This window comes from Anaeromicropila herbilytica (genome assembly GCF_016591975.1).
In the GTDB taxonomy this organism is placed as follows: domain Bacteria; phylum Bacillota; class Clostridia; order Lachnospirales; family Lachnospiraceae; genus Anaeromicropila; species Anaeromicropila herbilytica.
In genome coordinates this window covers 2,495,326-2,509,332 of sequence record NZ_AP024169.1, presented here as the reverse complement: position 1 = coordinate 2,509,332, position 14,007 = coordinate 2,495,326, and the positions used below count along the sequence as shown (strand labels likewise).

The 14,007-nt window shown below is 33.1% G+C and carries 11 protein-coding genes; all 11 read left to right on the top strand.

Annotated elements, in window-relative coordinates; genetic code table 11:
• Window positions 1-351: 351 nt before the first annotated feature.
• The 11 genes from bsdtb5_RS10570 to fliB all read left to right on the top strand — a co-directional run bounded on the left by bsdtb5_RS10570 (window position 352) and on the right by fliB (window position 13,819).
• Window positions 352-678, top strand: coding sequence for a PadR family transcriptional regulator (locus tag bsdtb5_RS10570; RefSeq protein WP_271715982.1), 327 nt, complete (start codon window positions 352-354; stop codon window positions 676-678).
• Entirely contained in the window at window positions 668-1,225 is a 558-nt protein-coding gene (locus bsdtb5_RS10565) for a DUF2812 domain-containing protein (RefSeq protein ID WP_271715981.1), read from the top strand. Before bsdtb5_RS10570 ends, bsdtb5_RS10565 begins: the two co-directional genes overlap by 11 nt.
• 242 nt (window positions 1,226-1,467) lie before the next feature.
• Window positions 1,468-1,884, top strand: a complete 417-nt coding sequence (locus bsdtb5_RS10560; protein WP_271715980.1) for a GNAT family N-acetyltransferase — start codon at window positions 1,468-1,470, stop codon at window positions 1,882-1,884.
• Window positions 1,885-2,115: 231 nt separating this feature from the next.
• On the top strand, window positions 2,116-3,237 hold the full coding sequence (locus bsdtb5_RS10555; RefSeq protein ID WP_271715979.1) for a helix-turn-helix domain-containing protein: 1,122 nt from the start codon (window positions 2,116-2,118) through the stop codon (window positions 3,235-3,237).
• 73 nt (window positions 3,238-3,310) lie between these two features.
• Window positions 3,311-3,511, top strand: coding sequence for a PLDc N-terminal domain-containing protein (locus bsdtb5_RS10550; RefSeq protein ID WP_271715978.1), 201 nt, complete (start codon window positions 3,311-3,313; stop codon window positions 3,509-3,511).
• 1 nt (window position 3,512) lies between these two features.
• Window positions 3,513-4,415, top strand: a complete 903-nt coding sequence (locus bsdtb5_RS10545; protein ID WP_271715977.1) for an ABC transporter ATP-binding protein — start codon at window positions 3,513-3,515, stop codon at window positions 4,413-4,415.
• Window positions 4,412-5,182, top strand: coding sequence for an ABC transporter permease (locus bsdtb5_RS10540; RefSeq protein WP_271715976.1), 771 nt, complete (start codon window positions 4,412-4,414; stop codon window positions 5,180-5,182). The genes bsdtb5_RS10545 and bsdtb5_RS10540 overlap by 4 nt, the downstream gene beginning before the upstream one ends.
• Before the next feature lie 293 nt (window positions 5,183-5,475).
• Window positions 5,476-10,245 (top strand): LamG-like jellyroll fold domain-containing protein, encoded by a 4,770-nt coding sequence (locus bsdtb5_RS10535; protein ID WP_271715975.1) that lies wholly within the window; start codon window positions 5,476-5,478, stop codon window positions 10,243-10,245.
• A 407-nt stretch (window positions 10,246-10,652) separates the two neighbouring features.
• A complete protein-coding gene (locus bsdtb5_RS10530) occupies window positions 10,653-11,768 on the top strand; it encodes an SseB family protein (RefSeq protein WP_271715974.1) in 1,116 nt (371 codons plus the stop codon).
• A gap of 3 nt (window positions 11,769-11,771) precedes the next feature.
• The gene (locus bsdtb5_RS10525) at window positions 11,772-12,491 is read left to right on the top strand and encodes an MBL fold metallo-hydrolase (protein ID WP_271715973.1); all 720 of its coding nucleotides are present in this window, start codon (window positions 11,772-11,774) and stop codon (window positions 12,489-12,491) included.
• Window positions 12,492-12,685: 194 nt separating this feature from the next.
• Window positions 12,686-13,819, top strand: coding sequence for a flagellin lysine-N-methylase (fliB, locus tag bsdtb5_RS10520; protein ID WP_271715972.1), 1,134 nt, complete (start codon window positions 12,686-12,688; stop codon window positions 13,817-13,819).
• Window positions 13,820-14,007: the final 188 nt, after the last annotated feature.

The window sequence follows — 14,007 nt, the reverse complement described above, 5'->3', positions numbered from 1 at the left end:
AAGGCAATCAATGTATATTTTGTCTTACCTTTTTTAAAATAATCATTTTTAATTTATTACGTTTAATCTTCCATGGAGCTTATATTAATACACTACAAAAGTACATTCTTTTAATTTCATATATATAATGATTTGTTATATATATGACTTTTCAATACAACACTCATGCATATAAAATATTTTATGGATTAAGGATAATTGACATCTTAATTTTAATAAAAGTACATACATTATATGGAAAAATGTAGTGATATCTGATATGATATAAGTATATATAATATCACATTAAGATATAGTAGAAATTCATATAACAAAGGAATGTACAAGTTTAATGTTACATGGGGGTGCAATATGAATAAGAAAATCCAAAAAATATATATACCTATGACAGAGACTGGTTTTTATATATTGTTCTGTCTTCAAGAAGAAATGCATGCTTATAATATCACGGAACGCGTGAAAGAAATGACGAATGATGAAATTGTGATTAGTGCAGGAACTATGTATACGAATCTGTCCAAGATGGAGAAGGATGGATTAATTCAATATACAAAAGAGACAAATAGTAGAAAACTATATATCATCACTAATTTAGGGCAAAACATACTAGATATCGAGCTCAAGAGAATAGAACGTTTATACAAAAATAGTAAGGGAGAGTTGTATAATGGAAACTAAGATCGAGAGAAAAAAATTTGGTATTGCAGATTTTAAGGAAGAAGAGAAATGGTTATTAGAACAACATAAGTCTGGTTGGAAGCTCGTAAAAACAAATGGTATAAAGTATTATTTTGAAAAATGCAATGCTGAAGAATGGATCTATCAGCTTGATTTCAATGAGAATACAGAGAAAGACGAGAGTTATATTCAGATGTTCTTAGATTATGGTTGGGAATATGTATTTCACTATGGTAAGTGGTTCTATTTTCGTAAGAAGAGAGAAGGTTGGGATACTGCCAATACCATTTTTAGCGACAATGCTTCTAAAATCGAAATGTATAAAAGAATCATCTACCATCTATTTGAATTATCCATACCTTTGTTTCTATTTTCTTGCATGATTCTATATCTTTTTGCTTTTACCACGATATTTCATGGTGATGACTTTTTGGATAAAGCAATTCCTTGGGCAGGAATTACTATGATGGTGGCAACTAGCTTTTCCTTTGGGCAATTTTTAAAACTTTTTAAGATGGTATTTGATTTAAGAAATCCTATTCAATAGGAAGATTTATAATATGAGTGTGAAAGGATATAACCACATCACTTTCACACTCATATTTTGTGTTTATAAAAGACTTGTAACACTTTAAATCTTGAATATAAATTATAGATACTATAAAATAAATGAAAGAGTGGATATAAGTGCTATATCAAGAGAAAATTGAGATATTTGGTTCATGATACTAGACGTTTGCTATTTAAATATTTTTAAGAAAAAACTAATAAAAAAAATGGAGAATATGAATGATAAATTTAAAGATAAAAAGTTATGAAAAAAATAATTTTGAAGAGGTTGTTGAATTATATAAGGATGCCGGATGGGCAAATTATATTAATAATAAACCAATGTTAGAAAATGCATATAACAATTCATTGAGAATTCTGATTGCTTACTCGGAAGAAAAGATAGTTGGAGTAATTCGAGTTGTAGGGGATGGCTATTCCATGATATATATCCAAGATATCATTGTATTAAAAGAATATCAACGTGAAGGAATCGGAAGTGCTTTGATAAAGCAGATATTAGAAGAATATTCAAATGTATATCAAACGATATTACTTACTGACAATCGTGAGGAAACTATTCAATTTTATAATCATATAGGACTTGTGCAAAGTAATGAATATGGCTGTGTCGCATTTGTTAGATTTAGCATGTGATAATCAATCGTATTTCGTTATAACTTATGGTTGATATTGATATTTATATGTACATATAATTCAAGCAGAGTCTAATGCTCTGCTTAACTTAATATATCGGTATGTCTTTGAGACTGAATCTGATTCACTTTTGTATCCTATCAGTTGACTTTGTATCACAAAATCAACTGTAAATCCATTTAAAATTATTTTAATTATAGTATAATATACTTAAGAGAAAGGGGGAACGCGATGAGTTATCTAAGATTATCTGATAATATCGTAATGCTTCGGCATAAGAAAGAAATAACGCAGGATCAACTTGCTACTTTTCTAGGAGTTACGAAAGCATCGGTTTCCAAATGGGAGACCAAACAAAGTTATCCAGATATATTATTATTACCCCAGATTGCAGCATATTTTGATGTCAGTATTGATGAATTGTTAGGTTATGAGCCTCAGATGAGTCCAGAGCAGATTAAGAAATGTTATCAGGATCTGGCATCAGATTTTGCCACACTACCTTTTGATGAGGTTGTAACAAGGAGCAGGCAATTTGTGAAGAAATATTATTCCTGTTATCCGTTACTAATGCAGATTGTAGTACTTTGGATCAATCATTTTATGCTAACAGAGGATAGAGAAAAACAAACAACGATTCTGAAAGAGGCAGTAGAGCTATGCAATCATATTAGAGCTTCATGCAACGAGGTAGGGTTATGCAATGAGGCTATCGCACTTAAAGCAGTCGCGAATCTTACACTGGGAAATGCAAAAGATGTAATTGAGGATTTAGAGCCACTTTATGAACTAAAGAAATTTATTACACAATCTGATTTGGTACTATTTCAAGCATACCAGATAATTGGTGATAATAAAAAGGCAGAACTTCATAGTCAGATCACGATATATACACAGTTATTAAATCTAGTGGAGAATAGTATCGCTATGATCGGATTTCATATTAGGGACCAGGAATTTTGTGATACCACAATTCATAGAATCGATCAGATCATAGAAGCTTATCAATTGGAGAGTCTGCATCCGAATACAACTTTAAAGTATCATTATCAATCTGCATTATACTATTGTGTACATCAACAAATAGAGAAAGCACTAGTAGAACTTACGGTCTTTGTAAATGGAAGTCTACATTTTATTGAAAGCGGATTAGTACTTCATGGAGATGACTATTTTAACCGATTAGAGGAATGGTTTCAAGGGTTTGATCTGCAAACAGATGCACCAAGGAATGAAAGAGTAGTATTAGATAGTTTAATCCCTGCGATCGAGTATCCGGGATTAAGTATCTTATTTGAACATGAGCAATATATTCATTTAAAGAAGCAAATTGAAAGAAAAAGAAATGTTTAACTAGTGTGAAATAAAAGACATTTCACATATTGAATTTATAGGTCGCCAAAGGCGACAGATGGGAGTTGTTATTATGGAACTATCAGAAGCATTACCATTTTTAATTCCGTTAGTGATTGCGGAAGTCTTATTAATAGTAATCACATTACGTCATATTCTGACACATGATCATTATAAAAGAGGAAACCGTGTCCTATGGATTATAATTGTTATTGTTGGTATGGAATTTGTAGGACCAATTCTATATTTCTTATTAGGAAAAGAGGATGCCTAAGATGGAGATGTTAACACTATCAAATGTATCAAAGCGATTTGGTAGTCATCAGATTCTTAATGATTTGTCATTTCAGGTGTCAGAGAATACAATCTATGGATTTATAGGAGAAAATGGTGCGGGAAAGACAACTACAATGAAGATGATTCTAGGATTATATTCCGTAGATTCTGGTGTCATTCAGGTAAATGGAGAACGTGTAACATATGGGCAAACAAATACAAATCGTTATATTGGTTATCTACCTGATGTGCCAGAGTTCTATGGATATATGACACCAACAGAATATCTAAGACTATGTGGAGAAATCACTGGAGTAGCAGAGAGCCAGATAAAAAATAGAATTCCGGAACTGCTAGAATTAGTTGGACTTGAAAAAGCAAATAAAAGAATCCAAGGGTTCTCAAGGGGAATGAAGCAAAGACTAGGAATTGCACAAGCGCTTCTTAATAAGCCAAAGATATTAATCTGTGACGAACCAACCTCAGCTCTTGATCCAATTGGAAGAAAAGAGATTATTGATATCTTACAATCGATTAAGAAACAGACAACAGTAATATTCTCTACTCATATCTTATCTGATGTTGAGCGTATATGTGATGAAATTGGCTTACTTCATAATGGAACACTTGCATTAAACGGTACCTTAGAAGAGATACGAAATATGCGAAAAAGTGATGGATTTATGATTGAGTTCGATAAAGTAGATGATGCGAAAAACTTCGCAAATATTTATATGGGATGCGAATTTCTAAGTGGAACAGAACTTTCGTTTAATGGTAAAACAAAAGAAGATATGATGGCAGCTATGAGATTGTTGTATGAAAATCAGATCTATCCAGTGAAGATTGAGATGCGTGAGCCAACGTTGGAATCCTTATTTCTGGAGGTGGTCAGCAAATGAGACAGTTAGCTGCATTTACCAAAAAAGAATTCATGGAGATTATTCGAACTGGAAAGGTATATATTCTACTTATTCTATTTGTCATCTTTGGAATCATGAGCCCTGCAATTGCAAAACTTACTCCTTGGATGTACGACATGCTTGCAGACTCAATGAAAGATCAAGGCATCACAATTGGAAAAACCGTTGTAACAGCACTTACTTCTTGGCAACAGTATTATAAGAATATGTCGATGGAATTTATTGCGTTCGTTGTTATGTTCTGTGGAGTACTGACTTTAGAATATCAAAAAGGAACTCTGATCAATATGCTAACCAAGGGACTTCCTAGGTGGAAAGTAATTGTGTCGAAGTATCTTGCAGTACTGATAAGTTGGAGCATATGTTACCTACTGTGCTTTGGAATCACATATGGATATAATGCATATTTCTGGGATAATAGCACAGCAAAACATTGTGTATTTGCTGCATTTACATCATATTTATTTGGATTATGGCTTATATCACTGATTATGCTGTTCTCATCGTTGTTGAATACAAGTACTGCAGTCTTGCTTGCGACGGGGTTAATGTATGCGGTTGTTTTATTACTTGGTATGATTCCTAAGTTAGTAGATCTTCTACCAACTAAGTTAACTAGGGGGGTGGAGTTGCTAGCAGGCGCTACTAAGATACAAGATTATACTTTAGCAATTGTCGTTACGATTGTATTGATTGTAATCAGCGGGATTGTAACTATTATTCATTTTAATCATAAAAGAATATAGGATGAAATGTAATAAATATATAGTGGCAGGGATGACCTGTCACTTTTTTTGTTTATTAATATAAACATACAAAGAAACTTCCTTCCCCTCCTATTACATAAATTTTACATAATACTTACGCAAATAAGATATAGCTATATGGCAATATAAGGTAATATTAAATTGCTACTGAAGTTAATGACCTATTATATTCTATAACGAACGGTTAACAATAGAAAATAGAGTAACCAACCAATAGGATCACATAACTTCGGAATCAAATCGTAAACATAAGTATAATAGGAGGGCAAAACATGAAATGGAGAAAAATTGTAGCTTGGATGCTAATCATGTTACAGGTTATCATGCTATTACCAGTAACATCCCTAGCTGCTACGTACAGTAAAACTGTATCTGCAAAATTAACTATGAATGCACCAATTATTGATGGAGAATTAGATGATTCCATCTGGTCCCTAGACAACCCTGTATCACTTTCTATGCTGGGAAATTCGTCTTATAGTGCCATTTATGATGTAAAATGGGATGCAAAAAATGTGTATTTTGCAGTAGAAGTGATCGGTGACACAGAATTAATCGATGGAGATTCGTGGATGAATGGTGATGTTGTGAGTATCATGCTTGATCCTACCTGTCATCAGAATTCCCCTTACGTGAAAGGTGATTGGCAGATTGGAATTGGCTATAATTCCGTAGATAACAATAAACCATATATTTTAATGGGGTCAGCAGTTCAAAATGATACCACCAAATTATATCAAGACATCTCAGCAGTAACGAAAGCAACTAGTAAAGGCTGGAATGCTGAATTTTCACTATCTTGGGAGAGTCTAGGTATTGATCCAAACACTGAGAAAGAGATGGGATTTGACCTTGCAGTTGACAATAAGCTATCCACCCATGGCACGAATGAATGCGACACAGTTGTTTGGTGGGCTGAGAATAATGCAACAAGTTTTTGGAATGATACTTCTGGATTCGGTAAATTAGTTCTATCTAACGATGTAGTATCCGCTCAAAATGAGCCTATTTTAAACGTAGACTTTACCGATGGAACAGAAAAAGATTCATCAACAGGAGCACACCAAGCAGTGAAGTATGGGTCACCTGCAATATCAAGTAATGATCATTTGGGAAAGAATATGGCAAGTTTTAATGGTGTTGATGATGCATATGCTTATCCTATGACTACTGATGATTACGCGAAAATCCAGAATGGATATACCATGGAAAGCATGATGAAATTGAATGGAACTCAAGGTGCGCCTTGTATGAATCTAGAAAATGGTGGACTGGGATACCAGCTAAATCAAGATGGTAAAACACTTGAATTTACGACTACCGTAAGTGGTAGCGCAATTACCGTCTCTTCTGATATATCATCGTTAAAGAATCAATGGATTCATACCGTATCAACTTATGATGGAACCAATGTGAATCTATATATAAATGGCGAACTTAAGGATTCAAAGCCTGCAAGTGGTGAACTTACAATACCAGCAGATTCGGCAAAGTGGTTTGTTCTAGGAGCGGATACAAATGCAAGTGGTAATATTGAAAATCCAATGGATTGCAATTTAAGCTTCGTTCGCATTTTCAGTGGAACAATGGATCAAAGTATGATAGCAAAGTTATATGCAAAAGCGAACGATATCCATATCATTGTCAATAGTAGTGAAGAATTAACAAGTGCCGTGAATGAAACTGTAACAATTCCTACAGCGAATGCTTATGATGCAAATAACAATTATGATGTAACAATAACGGTAAAAGATCCGAATAAAAATGAGGTAAGTGTGTCTAACGGTACATTTATACCAGAGATAGCAGGAGTCTATCTAATTACTTATCAAGCATTTAATAAAACTGTAGTGAAAAAAGTTACCGTTTCTCCAAAATCTGATTGGAAGCAACTAGGAAGAGATGGTGTTAAAGTTAGACTTGCAGTCGGTAGTGATATTCATATCGGTTCCAATGCAGCTGCTTCAACCAAATTTAGAAATGCTTTATCTGTATTTAAAACCATAGATCCGAATCTTGATGCACTTGCATTTGTAGGAGATATAACTGATTCAGGCCTGCCAACTCAGTATAATACATTAATGAGAATTGCAAAAGAAAGTGGTTTAAGTGATAAGATAAAGTGGTGTATGGGTAATCATGAATTCTATGGTTGGTCAAGTACAACAGACGCAATTAACCAGTTTAAGGCTAGTACAGGTTCGAGCCCAAATGAAGTAGTAAAAATAGGTGGTAGCAATGGAATTACTCTAATTAAACTTGGAGCAAGTGACGCAAATGCTGACTATTCTGGACAATACGAATTCTTAAAAAATGCACTAGAAACAGCAGCAAAAGAGAATCCAACAGCACCAATCTTTGTATTAGCTCATCATGGAGTTCCTAATACCGCTTATGTAACTGATGAATGGTACGGTACTTATGGAGATGACATGATTAAGTTAATGGCAAAATACCCTCAGATTATACATATTTCAGGGCATTCCCATTCAACGGTAGATGATCCAAGATCCATAGACCAAAGTGCTGGATTTACCTGTATTCAAGATAGTACTGTTGCAGCTTATTTTGAAAATGAAAGTGGTATGATTAACTCCGAAGGTTCTCATTCAACTTATCCAGAATATAGTTCCGAAGCCTCTCAAGCTCTAATGATTGATGTAGATAATAATAATGTTGTAACCATTCGAAGAATGGATCTTACAAGTGCAAAATATATCAACGGAGATGATCCATGGGTAATCAATACCCCTGATCTAGTAGCAAATAAGAACTTTACCTATACCAAAGAACTTGCAAAGACAAGTAAACCTCCAGTATTTGCAAGTGGTTCAACAGTTAAGGCCACAAAAACAAGTGCGAACTCTGTTAACTTTTCCTTTTCACAAGCTTCTGCTGCCGATGCACTTGATTCAATAGTATTAGGTGATTCAGATAGCAATATGGTACATTCATATAAGATGATAATTGAAAATACGAAAACTGGTGAAAAGGTAAGTGATAAGAAGTTTCAACGTGATTATTATTTACGTTTTTCTGATTATTACAGAAGTACACAATCACCAACACTTTCCGCAAAGATTAATGGATTAGAGCCTAAAACAGAGTATAAGATCGAAGTCTTTGCATTAACACCTTATAATGTGGAAAGTAGCAATAGCATTTCTACGACATTTACAACAGAAGCTGCTTCAAATAAGCCATCTGAGAAAATCTTAGATGTAGATTTTGCGGATGGTACTGCGAAAGATAACTCTGAGGTAGCTCATAACACAGTGGTAAAAGGTGCGCCAGTCTTATCGAACAACGAAGCTTTAGGTAAATACATGGCTAGCTTTGATGGGGAAGATGATGCTTATGCATACTATTTATCTTCGGAAGATTATGATAAATTCAAAGAAAGCTTTACTATGGGATGTATGTTTCAGTTAAATCAATATAAAAATAGTGATATCTTTATGAACTGCGAAGGAGCAGGTCTTGGTTATGAATTAAATGGAGATGGTCATACCCTAGAATTCTGGGCTCATATCAATGGAGAATATAAAGTAGTCTCAACTGATATATCAACTATTAAAAACAAATGGATTCATGCGGTAACTACTTATGATGGAACCGAGATGAAGCTATATATCAATGGAACATTAAAGGATTCCAAGAATACAAGTGGTACCTTAGATATTCCAAATGATTTAGCAAAATGGCTTATGATTGGATCGGATACTGGAAATGAAGGTAATGTTCAGTCACCTGCAAACTGTAATGTAAGCAATGCACTTCTTTTATCCGGAGCAATCAGTGGCCAGGACGTTTTAGCACTTTATCAGAAGGATAATCCAATTCGAATTACAGTAAAAGATGAAATAAAGTCAAATGGTACGGTGGGAGATCAGATTGTTATCCCAGTTGGAACCGCAAGAGATGCAAACAATAACTACGATGTTACAATTGACGTGTTAGACCCTGATGGTAAAGCAGTTAATATTGAGAATGGAAAAATCGTATTATCAAAAGCTGGAACATACAAGGTTCAATATAATGCAGGTAGTAGTAAGAAGACCTATAGCATTATAGTTGCATCAAGTGAGCCTTCAACACCAACGCCTACCCCAACGACTCAACCTACAGTAGCACCAACGACAGTTCCAACAGCTACTCCAACAACGAAGCCAACCACAGCGCCAACAACTGTGCCAACAGCGATACCAACCATAGCAACACCTATACCAACGGTAAAACCAACCATAGTACCAACACCTATACCAACGACAAAACCAACCACAGTACCAACACCTAAATCAACAACAGTACCTTCTACAAAGCCTACAGATACGCCAACCACAGCGAAGAAATCAAGAGAAGTAACTATGAATTTTAAATGTGATGATTCCAAAAATACTTCAGCTAAGATTACAATTACAAGAACAATACTTAGTGATGGAACCAAAAAGGATACATTACATTTAGACGAACACGCAATTACCAAAACTATTAAAGCATTAGTAAAACAGAAGAATACCCATCTTATAATCAATATATCAGATACTAAAAATGACTATGCTGATGAAGTAGAAGTGCAATTAACTAAAGATATCGCTAGTATATTAGTGAAGAATAATGCTACGCTTCAAGTACAAACGAAAAAGGGAAATATCGAAATATCAAAGAAAAGTCTAATCAACTCAAAAGGTAAAAATATAAGAATTACTATTTCGGATATAAAAGATAAAAAGATCATAAAGGATATGATGAATTCTCTTTCTAAGAAATCAAAAGGAACCACCATGATAGGATTACCAATTCATATTAAGATGAATCAAAACTATAATATGAAAGTAACCATTCCAATTGATACTAAGGTACTCCCAACGAATAAAGATAAAATGAAAGAGTTTATTTCATCACTCGTTGTTATGATTCAAGGTGATGACCACAAGATTCATTTGCAAAAAGGTACAATAATATATAATGAACATGGGGTACCGATTGGAATCACCATTTCTATTGATCAATCCTGTAGTCTCGCATCGATTAAGAAGTAACTTGTATTAAGAAAACAAAAAAAGCAGCTATATTTAGCTGCTTTTTTGTGGTATTTTATCAAAATGTGTTAATATGAAAAGTAATAATTATATTGTTATCTATTTCCATACTGGTTCATAGGAAATACAATAGTATTATAAGTATGTTTGAAGATAATAAATTTTTTGAAGAAATGATAATTGATATGTTCTATGTTATATGATTAGTTACAATGAACTATTGAAAGGATATTTGAGAAAACTTATCATTAATATAATCACATTCTTTAGCATTATGAAGTATATTGTTGTAGTTATATATTTTTATAAAAATGATTCACAGAGGAAAATAGATTACTAGAAATAGAAATTATGATATACAACTTAATTTATGTATAGGAAATTTAAAATGAAAGGTGCAAGTGAGGATGAATCTATTAAAGAAAATATTTAAAGACAAAGAACAAAATATAGAATCCAAAGTACTACCAATAATTCAACAATCAATTACCAATCCCATGAATACAGACGAAGAAAACCGAACCGAGGAAGAAAGAAATATACATAATAATACGATTAGTAATCGATATATTACACATTCTGATTATAGTGATCATGATTTAGACAAGCTGTCCATACAAGATCTATGTGTTTTAGTTAATAATACAAAATATGCGCTGAATAACCAGATATTTTTAGATGGAGTTGAACATCTAGAACTATTGTTAAGTAAATTTTATAACTTACTAGTTAGTAAGATTCAAAATGCTGATATTATCTATACGATTATTGATAATAACACGGGGTATCCTTACATTGATGAAAATGCGCAGGATAGTGTGTGGCTATTTTCTAGAAAGAAATATGCAGAGAATGCTGTTGATTTTTATACACAGCAGTATAGAAGTTTTAGTATACAAGAGATTAAAAATGAATCTTTTAAAGAGTTTTTTGCAGATCTATATTTAATTGGTGCCTATGGTATCTATATGGATAATGGCCTTGTCGGTTGTGCTGTTAAAAAGGAAGATTTATTAGAAGCACCGAATTGGGGAGATACTCCTACTATCAGCATTCCTGTAACGAATCCTGAGTTTATGCTTGCTCATTTAAAAATGTCACAGGAACTTGCTTGGAATGTCAATTATCCAGATCGTAATGAGGTGCTTGGTCGACTAGAATTAGAACTCTGCCGTAAGTCGTTAGAAGCAAGATTCCTAGTACCAACGAAAGGAATGCCACAAGGAGATAGTAGTGAAGCATCAGAGGTTACATTACAGAAAGATACGAATATATCAATCCCATTTCTAGAAGGGAAAGATGGAACACATGCCATACCAGCATTTACCGATTGGAAGCAATTTCATATTATTTATACTAACAATGATTATAGTGGCTGGATTATGACATTTAAGGATTTAACAGAGATGATTAAGTCAAGTAACCATAATGCTTTTGTAATCAATGTTGGAAAATGCCCTATGGATGTAACCTCGAAAAGTCTTGACAGAATAAAAGAAGTATTGAATATCACAGAGGTATAAAATATGTTGAAATTTATTGGTAGTGGTAGTGCCTTTCATACAGCAAGAGGCAATACAAGTGCGTTTGTTAAAACGAATAATAGTTTACTTCTAATTGATAGTGGGGGAACTGTTTTTCATCGATTACAAGAACTGAATTTATTTGATGGACTTGAACATCTATATATTGTTATTACGCATACACATCCTGATCACGTAGGAAGCCTAGGAGAAGTAATCTTTTATTCCTACTATATTTTGAATCATAGGCCAACTATTTTTTTTCCACGAAAGGAACTGTTGGAAGTATTCTTAACTAGTATAGGCGTTACACCTGATATGTACCACCTTAATAGCAATGATAGGATAAGCATAAATGATAAGAATATTGGAGATTTTCGTATCATTTTTATTCCAGTTTCTCATGTAGATACGATACCTGCATATGGATTTACAATAGAATTGGGTGGGCAAGTATTCTATTACAGTGGTGACTCTAATGATATTAGTAATACAATCATTGAGAAATTGAAAAGTGGACAGATTTATAGCATCTATCAAGATACGTGTGGACTAGACTATGAAGGCAATAACCATTTATCATTAAGAAGACTTTGCGATATCATTCCCAAAGAACTTCGAGAGAAAGTCTTCTGTATGCACCTCGATAAACATATAACAGAAAATGAAATTTACGAGCATGGATTTCACGTGGTAGAACATGTGATTAATAATTCATTCTAAAAATATAGAATATATGGTAGAATCTTATTATTACGATAGTAAATTTTAAGATTAGAGTCCTTAAAGAAAATGTGGCCAAAATTACTAATTAATTTAGAGATTTTAGATAGCATTATACACTTAGTTAACTTTTATAAGACTTTTGTTACTCTAATCTTATATAAAAATTATAGTTAGAAAGGTTAAGATTCAATTTGAAGAAGGTTATAAAAACAAAGTTATATAAAGAGTTTCGATGTATTGCAGATCAATGTTCTTTCTCCTGCTGCGAAGGCTGGGATATAAATGTTGATGAAGATACCTATCATAAATGGAACAATGAGCAGGGTCCATTTTCTAAGCTATGTAAGAACATATACAAAGAAAAAGAAGAGGAAGAAACGGTATATAAGATTCGAATGGGTAAGGAGCTTCATTGCCCATTTTTAGATGAACATAAGTTATGCAATATTATTAAGGATTATGGAGATGACTATCTTTCTAATACCTGCAAGAGTTTTCCGAGAATTGAGAATGATATGGAAGATGCAATTGAGTACTCCGTCTCTTGCGCCTGTCCTGCTGTAGTAGATATGATTTATTCTAGAAAAGAGAAAATAGAATTGCCTCATACAATAATTAATAGATTTAATGATAAGAAATTACTCACCTATAAGATAAGGCAACACATGTTATATCTTATCGAAGCGAAAAGATTCAATCTACAGGAGAGAATCTTACTTATTTTCTCTATGTTACTTTCTCTGACAGAAGAATCAAGTGAAATTGAAGCAATTCTTGAAAAATATAAGGAAGAATCCTACTTAATATTATTGTTAGGAGTGATAAAGGATACCGAAATATCGAGGGAAGACTCATTTATTGAAAAGAATGAATTATTTCTTGATATTACGGAGGATTACAAGAAAGAGTTTCACTACCAACCTTATCTTGAAGACATAGCACGATTAGCAGAAGATATTGATTACTCTGGCAAAACTTTGTTTGATTGGAGAAATTATGAGAAGTTCTCAATGGAGTATGAAGAATTATTCGGAGCTTGCTTAGCATATAAGATATATAGTAACTGTATCGACGAAGATGTAGAAGATATAATTATGTCCTATCAACTTATTGTAACCGAATATATTATGGTCAATTATTCAGTATTCTTAAAATGGCTATTAAATAAAAAAAAGAGAATACCTTATGAGGAAGTAAGAAATCTTATTGTAACCTATTCAAGAATTATTGGATATAATCTAGAAGGAATGACAATGTTTTGGGAAGATAGTTTTGACGATGCAATCTGGGAATTTGGTTACGCGGTAGCATTATTAAAGGATTAGAATAGGCATCATACGTTACATGACCTGTTTTATATATTTTCCTGGCAATTATTACAAAACACATGAAGCGAATATACCTTTGAATATGTATAAGAAGATTTGAGAACTAGAACTTCTTATACATGTTCAATGAAGTATCAATTTTTCTGCTTTGTGCAAATTGCCTAGACTCCCAAAAAAATAGGTCA